A 16,702-nucleotide genomic window follows, 5' to 3' on the forward strand; every position below is an offset into this window, starting at 1 on the left:
GGCTACCCGCAGCAGACGATTCACGCGACAATCAGCGCCCTTGAAAATCGAAGTACCGGGTACCTGACGTTTGAACACCGAGCTGCGACGCCGCGCCTATCTGGATGCCATGCAAGTGGCCAGTTGGCTGCCCCGTGTCGAATTGCCTTTCGCGGCGCCTTCGCGGCCCGAGTTGCTGGTTTCCTTCGAGCCAGAGCCGGAGCCTGAAGTCGTCGCGCCACCCCAGGCACTGGCGAGGCCGCCGGAGCCTGTGGTCGTTCCGGCAAGCAACGAGGTGGTTCGCGAGCGGCCACGCATCGAGGTGCTCAAGCCCGGCTCCGCAACCAGGGCCAATGAGCCTGCGACGACTGCCGAAGTCAGTGCGCCGCCGCCTCGTGAACGACCGGCCCCCCCGCCGCGTTTCGCCCTGCAGTTGTTGCGCGCCGGAAGTTGTGCGCTGCTGGTCGAGCTGCCGACTGGCGAGCCTTTTCAGAGTCGCGATCCGGCCTACCTGCTGCTCAAGGATCTGTTGCGCGCCGCCGGCCTGCCGGACAGCCCGCAGATCATCGGCGAGCCAGTGCGCTGGCCGCTGCTGGTGCGCGGCAATATGGATCAGGGGCCGCAAGCGGCGTTGGACTTCGTGCAGAGTTTCATCGGTGCGCGCCTGGAAGAGCAGGAGCCCTGCGCCTGCCTGTGGCTGATCGGCTTGCCGGCTATTCGCTTCGCGGGCGACGCAGATGGCGATGCCTACAACCGCGAGCTGCAGGTCGAAGAGCTGGGTGCCGCCTGGGCGCTGCCCGGCCTGGAGCTGTTGATGGATGAGCCACAGCGCAAACGAGAGCTGTGGCAGGCCATGCAACGGGTTAGGCGGCGCTGGTTGGAGGCGTCGGCATGAGTGATGCGATTTCCTTCCGCCGGGCGACCGAGGCGGATATCGATACGGTGCTGAAGATCGAGTACGCGGCCTTCAGCCATCCGTGGACGCGCGGCATCTTTCTCGACAGCCTGAAGTCCTACGAAGTGTGGTTGATGTTCGAAGGCAGCCAGCAGGTCGGCCATGGGGTGATCAACGTGATCATCGACGAAGCGCATCTGCTCAATATCACCGTCAAACCGGAAAGCCAGGGCCGCGGGTTGGGCCTGCGTCTGCTGGAACAACTGATGGAGCGCGCCGCTCAGCTCAAGGCCGGCGAGTGCTTTCTCGAAGTGCGCTCCAGCAATCAGGCCGCTTACCGTCTGTACGAGCGCTACGGCTTCAATGAAATCGGCCGGCGACGTGATTACTATCCGGCGCCGGGGGGACGTGAAGACGCCCTGGTGATGGCTTGCACTCTGGTCGAATGAGTCAGCGGCGTGCCTGACGGCGCTCTCCGTCGACCAGGTTCAAAGCGTATTCATTCGACAATAGTGGTGCCTGCTCGTCGCCATCACGGCTATCGACTGTGCGATCGACGGGCGTACCGTCGCGGGTGAGGCCGGCTTCGGGCTGGCCCTTGGGCGAAAACGCCTTCACCACATCATGAAGAAGAACGGACGGCTCTCTCAGGTTATCGATGACCTGCTGCCCGGTGGTTTTCGGCGTTTTGTCAGCCATGACGAACTCCAGAACCGTCGGCCTTGGCGACTGAACGATTCAGCGTTTCGTACGTCATGCTCCAGCCCGTGAAGCGTGAGGTTGAGTGGAAATCGTCTTGTCAAAAAGGGCGATGCATCCGTATGGTGCACATCGATCCTTTCGCGAGCCACAGGCATGAGCGACCTGAAGCACCTGTTCGATAACAATGAGCGCTGGGCTGAAACCATCACCCAGAACGACCCGGACTTCTTTCCCCGCCTGGCTCGCCAGCAGACGCCGGAGTATTTGTGGATCGGCTGTTCGGATGCCCGGGTGCCGGCCAACGACATCGTCGGGCTGCTGCCCGGTGAGTTGTTCGTGCACCGTAATGTGGCCAACGTCGTGCTGCATACGGATCTCAACTGCCTGTCGGTGATCCAGTTCGCCGTCGATGTGCTCAAGGTCAGGCATATCCTGGTCACCGGTCATTACGGCTGCGGTGGTGTGCGGGCGGCCATGCACGATGTGCAATTCGGTCTGATCGATGGCTGGCTGCGCACTATTCGGGACATCTACTACGAGCAGCACGAGCACCTGGCCGCTCTTGCGGACGAAGAGGCGCGTGTCGACCGCCTTTGCGAACTGAACGTGATGAAGCAGGTGGGCAACGTCAGCCACACCAGCATCGTGCAGAACGCCTGGCACCGTGGTCAGCAACTGTCGGTGCATGGCTGCATCTATGGTTTGAAAGATGGTCGCTGGAAGGATCTCGGCGTTACCGTCAGTGGTGCCGAGCAACTGCCCGAGCAGTACCGCCTGCGCCCACCGCAGTCATGAAAATGAGTGGATCCTCACGCCAGCTGGCGATTGCCGGTGTTCTTGTGGCCGTACTGTGCTGGGCCGGCAATGCATTGGTGGCGCGCGCCTTCGCGGGTGAGATTCCGCCGTTTGCCCTGGCATTCTGGCGCTGGAGCCTGGCTTTGATAATCGTGCTGCCGTTCGTGGCGCTGCCGCTGTGGCGTCATCGCGCCGCATTGCGGCATGCCGGCTGGCGCCTGCTGGTCATCGCCGCGCTCGGCATCGCCGGTTACAACACCTTCCTGTACAGCGCGGCGCAAACCACTGCGGCGATCAACATTACTCTGGTCAATACCTGCATCCCGTTGATGACTTTCATCTGTGCCGGGCTGTTGCTGGGCGAGTGGCCGGCACGCCGAGCCTGGTGGGGAATGGGCTTGGCGGTATTGGGTCTGCTGGTGCTGATCAGCCGTGGCGACTGGCAGATACTGGCCGGGTTGGCATTCAATCGCGGTGACCTGATCATGCTGCTGGCGGTGATCGACTGGGCGCTCTACACCGTATTGCTGCGGCGCTGGTCGTCGTACCTGGCGCCGATCCCGCCGCTGGCGCTGCTTGGCATCTTCATGCTGCTGGGCGTGCCGCTGATCCTGCCGCTATACCTCTACGAACTCTCCAGCGGTGCTCAGGTATTGGCGACTCCTGCCAACCTGGCCGCCATCGCGTACACCGCGGTATTCGCTTCGCTGCTGGCCTATCTCGGCTGGAACCACGGAGTGAAAGTGCTCGGTGCATCGACGGCAGCCATGGGCAATTACCTGATGCCGGTGTTCACCGCGATTCTTGGCTGGATCCTGCTGGGCGAGGCGCTGCAGATATTCCACTGGGCAGGTGGCGCGATGATCTTTGCCGGCCTGCTGCTGGCGACGTTGCCGAGGCGGTCGCAGCAAGCGGTGGGCTGAAGCAGCCCACCAAGTAGGAAGCGTAGGGTGGATCGGGGCGCGTAGCTGACGCTCTTGTCATCCACCTTTACACGCCACCAACCTGCTCAACGATAAGCAGCCAGCACCTGGTCGATCTGCAGATCCAGGCTTTGCAGGCCGCCGCCGGACAGGTACCACAGTGGTGGATCCAGATAGACGATGCGCTTGGCCTGGGCGGCCGGTGTGCTGGCCAGCTGCGAGTTCGCCAGCGTGGCGACATCCAGAGGTGTGGCACCGATGGCGGCGCTGCGGTCGATGATAAAGATCACGTCCGGGCTGGCGGCTGCGATGTCCTCTGCCGTCAGCGGCTGTGGGCGCTGGCGGGGGGCGTCGGGCGCTTGCGGCTCGGGGGCGGGCAGGGTGCGCGGCGCCTGCAGCAGCGAATAGATCACTGGTTGTTCGGTAGGCGAGAAGCGGCCATCGTTATGGGTCAGCACCAAGGTGCGCTTGCCCGACGAGGCGACGATCTGGCGGGTCTTTTCGGCTTTGTCGTGCAGCGTGGCAAGCGCCTGCTTCGCTTCGGCGGACTTGCCGAAGATCTGCCCGAGCAGGTTGACGTTATGGGCCACACCCGTGAAGTAGTCGTCAGCGGCGATACCCATATCCAGGGTCGGGGCGATCTGCTGCAATGCGGCGCGGCTTTCGCCCTGGCGTCCGGTGACCAGGATCAACTCCGGTTGCAGGCTGCGCACGGTGTCCACATCCGGTGTCTTCATGCCCCCGGCGTCGCGAAGATCACCGCTCTTGTCCGCCAGATATGGCGGCACACTGGCGGGAGTCGCTATTACGCGGTCGCCAACGCCCAGGGCAATCAGGCTGTCGTAACTGCCGTAATCGAAGGTGACGACCCGCTTCGGATCGTGAACGACTTCGACCTGCCCGTCGGCCTGGGCGATGCTGACGGTGCCCGGCTGTTGCTGGGTATTGTGGCTGCAACCGGCGATTGCCAGTGCCAGCAGGGTAAGCAGAGTGGCCTTCTTCACCTGAATGATGCTCCTTGTTGTGATGGGTCGCGGCTGACGTGCCGAAATCCTCAGGGCGGGGAACATAGCACTCGATGCTGATCGAGAAACTTTCTCAACGGGTAAAGATTGCAAACGTTGCCAGACCAGGACGGCAAAGCCCGTAACCACGGCCTTTGTAGGGCTAATTTCAGGCTGTGGAAAACTTTGTTCGGTGATACAGGGTCTATGTCCGTGGTTGGCGCCCGCGCAAACGTGACGTTGTCATGGGCGCAAAGGCAATTCGGATGCTAGTGTTATGCCATCTGTAGACGGATGAATCGTGAGTTAATGGATTACTCGGCTACCTCTCGAACTCTCAGATCATGCGCCGTCACCCTGCTGACGGCGTTTTTCGTGCCTCGTCGCAGTGTCCGCTGGCACGGACTGATGTTGCTGACGCTGGCGCTCTGCCTGAGTGGTTGCGCCCGCGACCAGGACAACCGGGCTTTTCTCAGCAACAGCTCTCCCGCCAACCCCGGCGAACTGTTCCAGACCCATTCCGACCGCCTCGCCACCATCGGCATGCGCAATAACCTCAACAGCCTCTATCGCCTGATGGAAAAGCTCTACCAGCGTAACCCACGGGAATGGCGCAAGAGTGGCCTGGGCGACCGCGAGGCTACCCAGCGTGCGGTGCAACAGGCCATCGAGGCGAGGCAGCCGCCGCCATCATTGGCCGGCCGGCAGGATATCGTCGCGCTCAGCTATGCGCTGAGCGCCGAATTTGAAGGTGACCGGGTTGGCGCCTTCATCTATGCCATCGGCAGCATGCTGGTGACCGCCCATGGAGGGCGTACCCAGTTCTATCTCACCGATTCGATCGACGCCCAGTTCGTGCACAACGCCGCACGCAATATCGAGAAGGCCACCTGGATGCTGGCGACCCGACGTGATGCCCAGGGCAATCCGTTGCTGCTGTCCAACGAGATATCCGAGCAAGGCCGCAACCTGAGCTTCGCCGTGGAGTTCGGCAAGATCGTCGCGCGCCTGGATTACCTGAGTGATGTGCTCGACGAGCGCTACCGGCGTATCGGCGTGAATTACGCCCACAGCCTGCTGTTTCTCAATTTCCTGCCGGTGCAGTAACAGCTCGCCATCTGAAACCGGCGAGCTGTTGCAGCGATCAGACCTTTCTGACGAACTCGGACTTGAGCTTCATCGCACCGATGCCGTCGATCTTGCAGTCGATGTCGTGATCACCGTCGACCAGGCGAATGCCCTTGACCTTGGTGCCGACCTTGACCACCAGCGACGAACCCTTGACCTTGAGATCCTTGATCACGGTGATGGTGTCGCCGTCCTGCAGTACGTTACCGACTGAATCCTTGATCACCTTGGCGTCGTCGCCGACCGCTTCGTTGGCGTTGGGCGACCATTCGTGGGCACATTCCGGGCAAATCAGCAGGGAGCCGTCTTCGTAGGTGTATTCGGAGTTGCAGGCGGGGCAGGGTGGCAGCGCGCTCACGGGGGGATCCTTCTGAGACCATTAATAAAAGGCCGTAGATTATATAGGGTTTAACGGTTGTCAGGGGATCGCTGCATCAGGGCGGTGTTGGTCATGGAATAACCTGACAACTATTGCCCGTTGTACGGTGTGGGTGTGGATAACCCGAACTCATGTCGGGTTCGGTACCTCCAACCGATAGCAGCCGCCTGATCTGGGATCGGGCACTGCATCTACCGATGATTCACCGGGGCGCGAACGGGCGGCCCGTCATAGCCAGTGGAGGCGCTATGTTTTTACCCAAGTTGCAGGGTGTCAGCCTGTTCCAGGTGATGAAGACCACGGTGAACGATTTCATCGAGGACGAATTACCTACCTACGCGTCGGCTCTGGCCTTCCAGATGTTCTTCTCGCTGTTTCCCTTTCTGTTGTTCCTGGTCGCGCTGATCAGCCTGCTGGATATGCAGCCGTTCTTCGACTGGTTGCGACAGCAGGCCGAACTGGTGCTGCCACAATCCACGGTCGAGCTGGTCAATCCGGTCATCGATCAGTTGCAGACCCAGAAGGCCGGTCTGTTCTCGATCGGTATCGTGGTGGCGCTGTGGACGGCCTCATCGGCAGTGCGCTCGGCCATGGATGCGATGAACAAGGCCTACGGCGTTAAAGAGGGCCGCAAACCCTGGAAGCGCATCCCCTTGTCGCTTCTCTACACCGTCGGCATTGCTGCAGCACTCCTCACGGCGGCGGCGCTGATGGTGCTCGGTCCGCAGGTAATGAGCTGGCTGGCGCAACAGATCGGCATCGAGCAGATCGTGGTGACTCTGTGGAACTGGCTACGCTGGCCGATAGCGGTGTTCCTGCTGATGGTCGTGGTGGCGGTGGTGTACTTCGTGGCGCCGGACGTTGAACAGCGCTTCCGCTTCATCACGCCGGGTTCGGTGCTGGCCGTGGTGGTGTGGATCGGTGCATCGCTCGGCTTTGCCTATTACGCGCAGAACTTCGCCAACTACAACGCCACCTATGGCAGCATCGGGGCGATCATCGTGTTCCTGTTGTACCTGTACATCTCTTGCGCGGTGCTGTTGTTTGGCGCCGAGCTCAATGCCGTCATCGAGCATTATTCGCAAGAGGGCAAGGAGCCGGGCGAAAAAGAGGTCGAGCCAGACGCTGATCCTGCCCGGTGACCCGCACTCTCAGGGCTGCGCTGGTGGCCAGGTCAGTTGCCCGCTGTCGCTGAAGCGGCGAGTGCCGAACAGGCCATCGGCGAGTTTGCCGCGTAGCTGATACGGCAAACTCTGGCCGGGCTGATAGCCGCTGGCGCCCCAGGCCTGGCGAAATACCGAGTAGGCGGAAATGGTCACTGGCACGCTGATCACGGTTTCGCCGAAGCGCGGTACCTGGCCGCTCTGGTCGCTGACGCCGCGTGCCAGAGGCTGATCGTTTATATCCAGCTGCAGCGACACGCCATTGAAGTCGATGGCGCTCTCGTTGGGGTTCTGTACCCGCAGCTTCACTGCAAAACGCATTTCCAGCCCCTCGCCGGGTAGCGGTTCCAGACCGACCAGGTCGATCTGCAGCGGGTCGCGCGGTGCCAGCGTGGCGCAGGCGGTGAGGGCCGATATCAGCAGCACAATGGTCAGGTGACGCAGTGATCCTGCGAGGCGCATGGCATTTCTCCGACGGTCGATCATGCAATTGTGACCGCGGGCGGCGGCTTTCGGCTCAGGCTGTGCGCAAGGCCTGGCTATACAGCAGCATATCGATCATCGCTTCCACCATGGCATGGGCATGGGCGCCGAGATCGTAGGCTTCGGGGTTGAGCAGCCAGTGGGCCTGGATGCCATCCATGTAGGCATGCAGGCAGATAGCCGCGCGTTGGCAATCCAGATCGGCGGGCAGTTGGCCGCGATTCACGGCATTGCGTAACGTCCTTGCAATGCGCTGATCGCAATCTTGGTTGAATGCCTGCATCTGCTGGCGCAGGTCGCCGAGTTCCGCGGTGTATTCGCATTTGTATTGCAGGATTTCTCCAACGCGGCGACATTGGGCATCGCTGTGCATGCGCAGAAGTAGCTGCACCAACAACTGGCGCATGTTGCCCAGTGGGTCGGGCTCGTCCTCGCTTTCGCAGGCACGGGCCAGTTCTTCCTGGGGCAACATGAGGCGGTCGAGCATGGCCTGGAATACGTCGACCTTGTTCTGAAAGTGCCAGTAGATAGCGCCCCGAGTCACGCCGGCCGTAGCCGCGATGTCCGCGAGGGAGGTGCCGGACACGCCCTTGGCATAGAACACCCGCTCGGCCGCATCAAGAATGTGCGTTCGGGTTTCTTCGGCTTCCTCTTTGGTGCGTCTCGCCATCTGAGCAGGTTCCGCGTGTTGAAAAGATCGATAAGTGGATGAAAACCCTGGATCAGGGTTACGGACAGGCCACAGTGTTACACAAAAGATGCGTTTACAAACATTCTCGGATGTAAGTATATTTGCGCTCTATTCCCAGTATCCACCTCGGCTATCTGCCAGGTACCGCCCGCGCGGCTCGAATCAATATGACAATGAGGTTCTTTCAGATGCAGAAGAAGCCAGCCTTCGCCGCTTTGGTTTCCGCTATCGCTCTGGCCACGCTGACGCTCGCTGGTTGCAGCGAAGATGCAGCGCCACCACCCCAGCAAGCGCCTACCGTAGGTATCGTTACGCTGCAGGCCGAGTCCTACACCCTGACCACCGAGTTGCCGGGTCGTACCGCTGCGTATCGCATTGCCGAGGTGCGTCCGCAGGTCGATGGCATCATCCAGAAGCGCCTGTTCCAGGAAGGCTCGGAAGTCAAAGCCGGCCAGCAGCTGTATCAGATCGATGCGTCGGTCTACGAGGCGGCCTCGAAGAGCGCCCAGGCGACACTGGCATCGGCCAAGTCTCTGGCCGAGCGTTACAAGGATCTGGTCGCCGATCAGGCCGTGAGCCGCCAGGCCTACGACGAAGCCCAGGCGGCGCGCCTGCAGGCAGAGGCTGCGCTGGAGCAGGCTCGTATCAACGTGCGTTACACCAAGGTGCTGGCGCCAATCGCTGGTCGTGTCGGCCGTTCTGCGGTAACCGAGGGGGCTCTGGTCAGCAACGGCCAGACCAACGCCATGGCGACCATCCAGCAGCTCGACCCGATCTACGTCGACGTGACCCAGCCGACCAAGGATCTGCTGCGCCTGCGCCGCGAACTGGAAAGCGGTCAGTTGGAGAAGGCCGGCGAGAACGCTGCCAAGGTTCAACTGCGTCTGGAAGACGGCAGCAACTACGAGCACGAAGGAAAACTGGAATTCACCGAAGTGTCGGTCGATGAAGGCACCGGTTCGGTAACCCTGCGTGCCGTGTTCCCCAACCCGGATCACAACCTGCTGCCGGGCATGTTCGTTCACGCGCGGCTTGCCGCTGGCGTCAATCAGAAAGCCATCCTCGCACCGCAGCAAGGTGTGACGCGCAATTCCAAGGGTGATCCGACCGCGCTGGTGGTCAATGCCGAGAACAAGGTCGAGTTGCGTCAGCTCAAGGCCGAGCGTACCGCCGGCAACCGCTGGCTGGTTCTCGAGGGTCTGAACCCTGGCGACAAGCTGATCACCGAAGGTCTGCAGTTCGTGCAACCAGGCGCCGAAGTGAAGACCACCGAAGCGAAGAATGTAGCTGAACCGCAGGCGTCGGCTTCCGACCAGGCTGCCAACCGCTAAGGAGCGATTACACGATGTCGAATTTCTTCATCGACAGGCCGATCTTTGCCTGGGTGATCGCGCTGGTGATCATGCTGGCGGGCGGTCTGTCCATCCTCAAGTTGCCGGTCAACCAGTACCCGAGCATCGCGGCCCCGGCCGTTAGTATTCAGGTCAACTATCCGGGTGCTTCCGCACAGACCGTGCAGGACACCGTGGTTCAGGTGATCGAGCAGCAGCTCAACGGTATCGACGGGCTGCGCTACATCAGCTCGGCGAGTAACTCCGATGGCAGCATGGAGATCATCGTTACCTTCAACCAGGGCACCAACCCGGATATCGCCCAGGTTCAGGTACAGAACAAGTTGCAGCTGGCGACTCCGATGCTGCCTCAAGAGGTTCAGCAACAGGGGCTGCGGGTTACCAAGTCGGTGAGGAACTTCCTGCTGGTTATCGGCGTGGTTTCTACCGACGGCAGCATGACCAACCAGGATCTCTCCAACTACATCGTCGCCAATATGCAGGATCCGATTTCGCGGACTCCAGGTGTCGGTGACTTCCAGGTATTCGGCGCCCAATACGCCATGCGTATCTGGCTGGATCCAGCCAAGCTCACCAACTTCCAACTGACCCCGGTCGATGTACGTACTGCTGTGGAAGCGCAGAACGTACAGATATCTTCCGGTCAGTTCGGTGGTCTGCCGGCCGCGCCTGGTCAGCAGCTCAACGCCACCATCATCGGCAAGACCCGACTGCAGACGCCGCAGGAGTTCCGCGACATTCTGCTCAAGGTCAATCGTGATGGTTCCCAGGTACGCCTCGGCGATGTCGCTCGAGTCGAACTGGGCGGTGAGAACTACAACGTTCGCGCGCAATTCAATGGTAATGCCGCTTCCGGTCTGGCAATCCGCCTGGCCACGGGTGCCAACGCCCTGGATACCGCCAAGGCGATTCGCGCCACCATCGACGAGTTGAAGCCCTTCTTCCCGGCAGGGATGGAAGTGGTCATGCCTTACGACTCCACGCCAGTGGTGCAAGAGTCGATCAACGGCGTGATCACGACCCTGATCGAAGCCTTCGTGCTGGTCTTCCTGGTGATGTACCTGTTCCTGCAGAACTTCCGGGCCACCCTGATCCCGACCCTTGCTGTACCCGTGGTACTACTGGGTACGTTCGGTGTGCTCGCGGTGTTCGGTTACAGCATCAACACCCTGACCATGTTCGCCATGATTCTGGCCATCGGCCTGTTGGTGGACGATGCCATCGTGGTGGTCGAAAACGTCGAACGGGTGATGCGCGAAGAGGGGCTGTCGCCGCTCGAAGCGACGCGTAAATCCATGGGCCAGATCCAGGGCGCGTTGGTGGGCATTGGCGTGGTGCTATCGGCAGTGCTCTTGCCGATGGCCTTCTTCGGCGGCTCGGTGGGGGTGATCTACCGGCAATTCTCCATCACCATCGTTTCGGCCATGGTGCTTTCGGTAATCCTCGCGCTGATCTTCACACCGGCACTGTGCGCCACCCTGCTCAAGCCGATTGCCAAGGGCGACCACCACGAGAAGCGTGGATTCTTCGGCTGGTTCAACCGCACGTTTGAGCGCAGCGTCAATGGCTATGAGCGTGGCGTGCGCAGTGTCATCAAGCGCAAGGCTCCGTTCCTGATCATCTATGCGGTAATCGTCGCGGCGATGGCCTGGCTGTTCACCCTGATTCCGTCGGCGTTCCTGCCCGAAGAAGATCAGGGCGTTCTGTTCGCCCAGGTGCAGACACCGTCGGGCTCCAGCGCCGAACGTACCCAGGCTGTCGTTGATGACATGCGCAAGTACCTGCTGGAAGACGAGAAGGATGTGGTCAACTCGGTATTCACCGTGACCGGCTTCAACTTCGCCGGCCGTGGCCAGAGTTCGGGTATGGCATTCATCATGCTCAAACCGTGGTCCGAGCGTACGGCCGCCGGCACCAGCGTGTTCGATCTGGCGCAGCGTGCTCAGGGCCGATTCTTCGGCGGTGAGTTCCGCGATGCCATGGTCTTCGCCTTCGCCCCGCCAGCGGTAATGGAAATGGGTAACGCCACCGGCTTCAACCTGTTCCTGCAGGATCGTGCCGGCGTTGGTCAGGCCACACTGAACGAAGCCCGTGACAAGTTCCTGCAACTGGCCCGAGAAAACTCAGCTCTGGCTAGCGTTCGCGCCAACGGCCTGCTGGACGAGCCGCAATACAAGCTGCTTATCGATGACGAGAAGGTACGCACCCTCGGTGTCTCCCTGTCGGACGTCAACAGCACCCTGCAGGTCGGCTGGGGTGGTAGCTACGTCAATGACTTCATCGACAAAGGCCGGGTCAAACGCGTCTATCTGCAAGGTGAAACCACCTCGCGGATGAGTCCGGAAGATCTCGACAAGTGGCATGTTCGTAACGACCAGGGCCAGATGGTGCCGTTCAGCGCGTTCGCCTCGGGTGAGTGGACGTACGGTTCGCCCAAGCTGTCGCGCTACAACGGCGTGAGCGCTATCGAGATCCTCGGTGAGCCGGCTCCTGGCCGCAGTTCGGGTGAGGCCATGGCTGCGGTCGAGGAGATTGCCAGTCAACTGCCGCAAGGTATCGGTTTCGATTGGACGGGGCAGTCCTACGAGGAAATCCTTTCCGGTTCTCAGGCGCCAGCGCTCTATGCGCTGTCCCTGCTGGTGGTGTTCCTCGCCCTGGCGGCTCTGTACGAGAGTTGGTCGATTCCGTTCTCGGTCATGCTCGTGGTTCCGCTGGGTATCATCGGCGCGCTGCTGTTCACCCTGGGTCGTGGGCTGTCGAACGACGTGTTCTTCCAGGTGGGGCTGATCACGACCATCGGTTTGTCGGCGCGTAACGCGATTCTTATCGTCGAATTCGCCAAGGCGTTGCACGAGCAGGGCAAGAGCCATGTCGAAGCCGCAGTGGAAGCTTGCCGCATGCGTCTGCGTCCGATCATCATGACCTCGCTGGCGTTCATCCTCGGCGTGGTTCCGCTGGCGGTCTCCAGCGGCGCGGGGGCAGGCAGCAAGCACGCCATCGGTACCGGTGTGATCGGTGGTATGTTCACGGCCGCGGTTCTGGCGATCTTCTGGATCCCGCTGTTCTACGTACTGGTCAGCTCCATGTTCAAGGACAAGAGCGACAAAGAAACCAACGAGAAGGAGGCCGGCCTGTGAGGCAGTCCCTGTTGTCTCTGGCAGTCGCGAGCATCGTGCTCAGCGGCTGCACCATGATCCCCGACTACCAGCGCCCGCAGGCGCCGGTAGAAGGTGCCTGGCCCCAGGGCCAGGCGTACGAGGGCAGCACGGTTCAGGGCTCGGTCGCAGCGGCCGATCTTGGCTGGCGCGAATTCCTGCGTGACCCGGCGTTGCAGCGGCTGGTGGAAACCGCGCTGAACAACAACCGCGACCTGCGCGTCGCAGCGCTGAACGTCGAGGCCTACCGCGCCCAGTACCGCATCCAGCGTTCCGAGCTGTTCCCCAGCATCTCGGCCGATGGCAGCGGTTCGCGTCAGCGCCTGCCGGCTGACCTGTCGCAGACCGGTAGCTCGACCGTCAGCGGGCAGTACAGCGCCACCGTCGGCGTAAATGCCTGGGAAGTGGATTTCTTCGGACGTCTGCGCAGCCTCAACGAGCAGACCCTGCAACAGTACTTCGCTACCGAGGAAGCGCAGCGCAGTACGCAAATCAGCCTGATCGCCAGTGTGGCCAACGCCTACCTGACCCTGCAGGCCGACGAAGCACTGCTACGTCTGACTCGCGACACCCTGGGCACCTTCCAGCGCAGCCTGGAGCTGACTCAGCGCAGCTTCGATGTCGGCGTGACCGACGCCCTGGCCCTGAGCCAGGCCCGTACTTCGGTGCAGACCGCTCAGGCCAACCTGGCTCAGTACACCCGTCTGGTCGCCCAGGATCGCAACGCCCTGGGCGTGCTGCTGGGCGGCGCCGTGCCAGCCGATCTTCCGCAAGGTGAAGGCCTGGACAAACAACTGCTGGCCGACATCCCGGCTGGCCTGCCGTCCGATTTGCTGCAGCGTCGTCCGGACGTGCTGCAGGCCGAGCGTGAACTGCTTGCCGCCAATGCCAGCATCGGTGCCGCGCGTGCCGCGTTCTTCCCGAGCATCAGCCTGACCGCCAATGCCGGGACAGCCAGCAGCCAGCTGTCGGGGCTGTTCGATGGTGGTTCGGGTACCTGGCTGTTCCAGCCGCAGATCAACCTGCCGATCTTCACGGCCGGGCGTCTGCGCGCCAACCTCGACTATGCCGAGATCCAGACGAACATCCAGGTGGCGAGCTACGAGAAAGCGGTGCAGACTGCCTTCCGGGAGGTCGCCGATGGCCTGGCTGCTCGTGGCACCTACGGAGAGCAACTGCAGGCTCAGCGCAGCCTGGTGGAAACCTCGGAGAGCTACTACAACCTCGCCGACCGCCGCTTCCGTACCGGCGTGGACAGCTATCTGACCCTGCTCGATGCTCAGCGTCAGCTGTTCAGCGCACAGCAGGAGCTGATCGGTGTGCGTCTGTCGCAGCTCACCAGCGAGATCAACCTGTACAAGGCACTCGGTGGTGGCTGGAACGAACGTACCCAGACCGCGGCCCGCGCACCGCAATCCTGAGCCACTTCGTTCAGGCCAAAAAAAGCCCCGGATTTCCGGGGCTTTTTCATATCTGCGTGCCGCCCGTTACGGTATCTGCGCGCGAGCCGAGCCGTTCACCTTGTGGCGAACCAACTGGATCATACCCGGCAGGATCGACACGATGATGATGCCGATGATCAGGTAGTGCAGGTTGCTTTGCACCGCAGGCAGGTTGCCGAAGAAGTAGCCGCCGTAGGTGAACAGAGTGACCCAGAGAATCGCGCCGACCACGTTGTAGGCAGCGAAGTGGACATACCTCATCCGGCCCATACCGGCTACGAATGGCGCGAAGGTGCGTACGATGGGCACGAAGCGCGCGAGGATGATGGTCTTGCCGCCATGACGTGCGTAGAAGCCTTGAGTGATGTCCAGATAACGGCGGCGAAAGATCTTCGAGTCCGGGTTGCTGAACAGCTTCTCGCCCATGAAGCGGCCTATGGTGTAGTTCAGCGCATCGCCGAGAATCGCCGCGGTGATCAGTAACAGCACCAGCAGGTGCACGTTCATGCTGCCGTGCACGGCGATCGCGCCCGCCACGAACAACAGTGAATCACCTGGCAGGAAGGGCGTCACCACCAGGCCGGTTTCGCAAAACACGATCAGGAACAGGATCGCGTAGATCCACGTGCCGTATTGGGCGATCAGGGTCGCCAGGTGCTGGTCGATATGCAGAATGAAATCGATAACCAGGTGAATGAATTCCATCAAGGGCTCCAACGGTATGCGCAGGCCCGCTGCGATTCAGGGCGGGCGCTGGGGCGGCATTATGCTTGCGTCAACGTGCAAAGGTGCGTGTTGCACGGGGTCAGGCAGGCTTTTGAGCAGTGCTGAGGGCAAGCGTTCCGTCAGACGGGCACGGGGCGACGAAAGCGCCAGTAATTGGGGGAGGGGCGCTGCCGTTAGCGACGCGCGGTCTCGGTGATATGCAGCTCGGTGGTTTGCGCTTCCTTGGCCGGTACGGCGAGCGGTTCGCTGCCCGTGGCGCCCAACAGGGCGCGCTGCTTGGCATTGGCCGCCATCCGCTCGAACCAGGCCAATTGCAGATCGCGGTACTGCGGAGCCACTACCGCGCTGTTCAGGCGTGCCTGCTCTTGCCAGAACTCGGCGTCGCCGCGCCACCAGGGATCTTCGCCTGGCGCAGGCGCGTTGGTGACGACAAGGGGCGTGCGCACCGCAAGGGGCGGTACCGCGGTGACGACCTCTGGCGCAGCCGGTTGCGACGCGGGTCGCAGCAGGGCGAACAGGTAGGTGCCTCCATAAGCCAGCGCGGCGCCGACGGCCATAGCCGCGGCACCGCGTATCAGCTCGCTACGCGGGCTATAGGGTTTACGAACTGAAGCTTTCATCATCCATCCCTAGAAGAGAAAGGGCCGACACGCACGCATGGCGGACACGTTTGTGAATGATAGCTACTTGCGCGGCGCTAATGAGCTTTTTTCCGTGTCGGCATGCTGCGCCAGAGCGCTTACTTGGCCTTGATGATGCGCTGGATGGTGCCGGTATTGTTGTTCAGCAATACGTAGTCGGTACCGATCTTCACCCAGTGCTCGTGTTCCTTGTCTTCAGGCTCGGGCAGGTTGTGCTTTTTCAGATCCTTGATAGCGTAATCGTCGCGCCAGTATTTGTGCGGCGCGGGCGTGCCTTCCTTGAGTTGGCCGATGTGCATCGGATCCTTGGATTCCGGGTCTTCCTGATCGGGCTGCTGTTGCAACACCTGATTCTGGTAAGCCTCGCGGGCAGGTTCCTGCTCTGCAGGGTCGGCCGCATGGGCGAGGCCGGTGACCAGCAGAGTGCCGAGCAATACGCTGAGGGTAGGCGTGATTTTCATGGGTGACTCTCCTTATTCCATATCCATGATTATGGACAGGAACAGGTTGCAGAAAACTCAACCTAAATTTACGGAGGAGCTGGCAGGGTGTTCGTTCGACGAGCGCCGGACATGACGTGGAGGTCTTGCACGACCCACATGCTGCCGAACGGTGTCTTTTTTCCATGAACTTCGGCGCACTTGATACGCCTATTGTTCAAGTTCCACTATTCGAGTCAGTCATGCCCGTTTCCGTATTTCTTGCCCTGGTATTCGGCTGCGTCGGTGCTGTGCTGATGGGCATTGGTCTGTCCCGTCGTCGTGCCAGCCGGGATTGGCAGCAGGCGCAAGGACGGATCATCGCCAGCGCCTGGGGGCTCAACGCGCCGAGCCGCTACCCGCGTTTCGAATGGCGTGACGAACACGGCCACCTGCACACGCATGAAAGCAGCATGAGCAACTGGCGCCACTACCGCAAAGGCGATGTGGTGCCGGTTCGTTATGACCCCGCCTTCCCCAAACACGCGGTGATCGACACCCCGGTACAGCGCGGCGCTTCGTTCTTCTGGCTCGGGGTGCTGCTGTGCGGCATCTCCAGCATCTTTCTGGTGGTCGAGCTGCTGCTTGAATAGTCGAACACTGTCGGCTTGCGACGATTCAGCACATCCGTCCAATTCGATAAAGCTGCCCTGACGGCATAGTGGCTGCTCGTTATGTGCCTGATCGCACTCCGACCACATGCTGAGGCTTTCTCCTCTCAGCCAGTCGGGCCATGTTGTAACCTAGTCTGCATGCGTTTGTGTG

The 16,702-nt window shown here is 61.3% G+C and carries 18 protein-coding genes; 10 read left to right on the plus strand and 8 right to left on the minus strand.

Annotated elements, in window-relative coordinates; all coding sequences use genetic code 11:
• Positions 1-70 precede the first annotated feature (70 nt).
• Both DNK06_RS21895 and rimI read left to right on the plus strand, forming a co-directional pair.
• The gene (locus DNK06_RS21895) at positions 71-874 is read left to right on the plus strand and encodes an energy transducer TonB (protein ID WP_131182113.1); all 804 of its coding nucleotides are present in this window, start codon (positions 71-73) and stop codon (positions 872-874) included.
• Positions 871-1,323: a ribosomal protein S18-alanine N-acetyltransferase gene (rimI, locus tag DNK06_RS21900; protein ID WP_131182114.1), complete on the plus strand. Its 453-nt coding sequence runs from the start codon at positions 871-873 to the stop codon at positions 1,321-1,323. Before DNK06_RS21895 ends, rimI begins: the two co-directional genes overlap by 4 nt.
• Before the next feature lies 1 nt (position 1,324).
• On the opposite strand, the gene DNK06_RS21905 is transcribed toward rimI, so the two are convergent.
• Positions 1,325-1,573, minus strand: coding sequence for a hypothetical protein (locus DNK06_RS21905; RefSeq protein ID WP_131182115.1), 249 nt, complete (start codon positions 1,571-1,573; stop codon positions 1,325-1,327).
• 156 nt (positions 1,574-1,729) lie between these two features.
• On the opposite strand from DNK06_RS21905, the gene can reads away from it, so the two are divergent.
• The gene (can, locus tag DNK06_RS21910) at positions 1,730-2,371 is read left to right on the plus strand and encodes a carbonate dehydratase (RefSeq protein ID WP_131182116.1); all 642 of its coding nucleotides are present in this window, start codon (positions 1,730-1,732) and stop codon (positions 2,369-2,371) included.
• Positions 2,372-2,373: 2 nt separating this feature from the next.
• A complete protein-coding gene (locus tag DNK06_RS21915) occupies positions 2,374-3,294 on the plus strand; it encodes a DMT family transporter (protein ID WP_131182117.1) in 921 nt (306 codons plus the stop codon).
• 86 nt (positions 3,295-3,380) lie between these two features.
• Here the strand turns inward: DNK06_RS21915 and DNK06_RS21920 are convergent, their stop codons facing one another.
• Positions 3,381-4,298, minus strand: coding sequence for an ABC transporter substrate-binding protein (locus tag DNK06_RS21920; protein WP_165496318.1), 918 nt, complete (start codon positions 4,296-4,298; stop codon positions 3,381-3,383).
• A 408-nt stretch (positions 4,299-4,706) separates the two neighbouring features.
• Between DNK06_RS21920 and DNK06_RS21925 the strand changes: the two genes are divergently transcribed.
• Complete coding sequence (locus DNK06_RS21925; protein WP_341869472.1) at positions 4,707-5,405, plus strand: hypothetical protein; 699 nt, start codon at positions 4,707-4,709, stop codon at positions 5,403-5,405.
• Positions 5,406-5,442: 37 nt separating this feature from the next.
• Here DNK06_RS21925 and DNK06_RS21930 read toward each other — a convergent pair whose 3' ends face one another.
• The gene (locus DNK06_RS21930) at positions 5,443-5,784 is read right to left on the minus strand and encodes a zinc ribbon domain-containing protein YjdM (RefSeq protein WP_131182119.1); all 342 of its coding nucleotides are present in this window, start codon (positions 5,782-5,784) and stop codon (positions 5,443-5,445) included.
• 269 nt (positions 5,785-6,053) lie between these two features.
• Here DNK06_RS21930 and DNK06_RS21935 point away from each other — a divergent pair, with 269 nt between their 5' ends.
• A complete protein-coding gene (locus DNK06_RS21935) occupies positions 6,054-6,947 on the plus strand; it encodes a YihY/virulence factor BrkB family protein (RefSeq protein WP_131182120.1) in 894 nt (297 codons plus the stop codon).
• A 9-nt stretch (positions 6,948-6,956) separates the two neighbouring features.
• Here the strand turns inward: DNK06_RS21935 and DNK06_RS21940 are convergent, their stop codons facing one another.
• Both DNK06_RS21940 and DNK06_RS21945 read right to left on the minus strand, forming a co-directional pair.
• On the minus strand, positions 6,957-7,430 hold the full coding sequence (locus DNK06_RS21940; protein WP_131182121.1) for an LEA/WHy family protein: 474 nt from the start codon (positions 7,428-7,430) through the stop codon (positions 6,957-6,959).
• 55 nt (positions 7,431-7,485) lie between these two features.
• Complete coding sequence (locus DNK06_RS21945; RefSeq protein WP_131182122.1) at positions 7,486-8,121, minus strand: TetR family transcriptional regulator; 636 nt, start codon at positions 8,119-8,121, stop codon at positions 7,486-7,488.
• 209 nt (positions 8,122-8,330) lie between these two features.
• On the opposite strand from DNK06_RS21945, the gene DNK06_RS21950 reads away from it, so the two are divergent.
• From DNK06_RS21950 to DNK06_RS21960, 3 genes are read left to right on the plus strand one after another with little or no spacing between them, the layout of a single operon-like run.
• Entirely contained in the window at positions 8,331-9,473 is a 1,143-nt protein-coding gene (locus DNK06_RS21950) for an efflux RND transporter periplasmic adaptor subunit (protein ID WP_165493700.1), read from the plus strand.
• A gap of 14 nt (positions 9,474-9,487) precedes the next feature.
• Positions 9,488-12,631, plus strand: coding sequence for an efflux RND transporter permease subunit (locus DNK06_RS21955; RefSeq protein ID WP_131182124.1), 3,144 nt, complete (start codon positions 9,488-9,490; stop codon positions 12,629-12,631).
• Complete coding sequence (locus DNK06_RS21960; RefSeq protein ID WP_131182125.1) at positions 12,628-14,070, plus strand: AdeC/AdeK/OprM family multidrug efflux complex outer membrane factor; 1,443 nt, start codon at positions 12,628-12,630, stop codon at positions 14,068-14,070. The genes DNK06_RS21955 and DNK06_RS21960 overlap by 4 nt, the downstream gene beginning before the upstream one ends.
• Before the next feature lie 66 nt (positions 14,071-14,136).
• On the opposite strand, the gene DNK06_RS21965 is transcribed toward DNK06_RS21960, so the two are convergent.
• The 3 genes from DNK06_RS21965 to DNK06_RS21975 form a co-directional block, all read right to left on the minus strand.
• Positions 14,137-14,796: a DedA family protein gene (locus DNK06_RS21965; protein ID WP_131182126.1), complete on the minus strand. Its 660-nt coding sequence runs from the start codon at positions 14,794-14,796 to the stop codon at positions 14,137-14,139.
• Between the two features lie 194 nt (positions 14,797-14,990).
• Positions 14,991-15,437: a hypothetical protein gene (locus DNK06_RS21970; protein ID WP_131182127.1), complete on the minus strand. Its 447-nt coding sequence runs from the start codon at positions 15,435-15,437 to the stop codon at positions 14,991-14,993.
• Positions 15,438-15,556: 119 nt separating this feature from the next.
• Entirely contained in the window at positions 15,557-15,919 is a 363-nt protein-coding gene (locus DNK06_RS21975; RefSeq protein ID WP_131182128.1) for an RcnB family protein, read from the minus strand.
• 221 nt (positions 15,920-16,140) lie between these two features.
• On the opposite strand from DNK06_RS21975, the gene DNK06_RS21980 reads away from it, so the two are divergent.
• Positions 16,141-16,530, plus strand: a complete 390-nt coding sequence (locus DNK06_RS21980; RefSeq protein WP_165493699.1) for a DUF3592 domain-containing protein — start codon at positions 16,141-16,143, stop codon at positions 16,528-16,530.
• Positions 16,531-16,702: the final 172 nt, after the last annotated feature.

This window comes from Phytopseudomonas daroniae (assembly GCF_004327285.1).
Classification (GTDB): domain Bacteria; phylum Pseudomonadota; class Gammaproteobacteria; order Pseudomonadales; family Pseudomonadaceae; genus Aquipseudomonas; species Aquipseudomonas daroniae.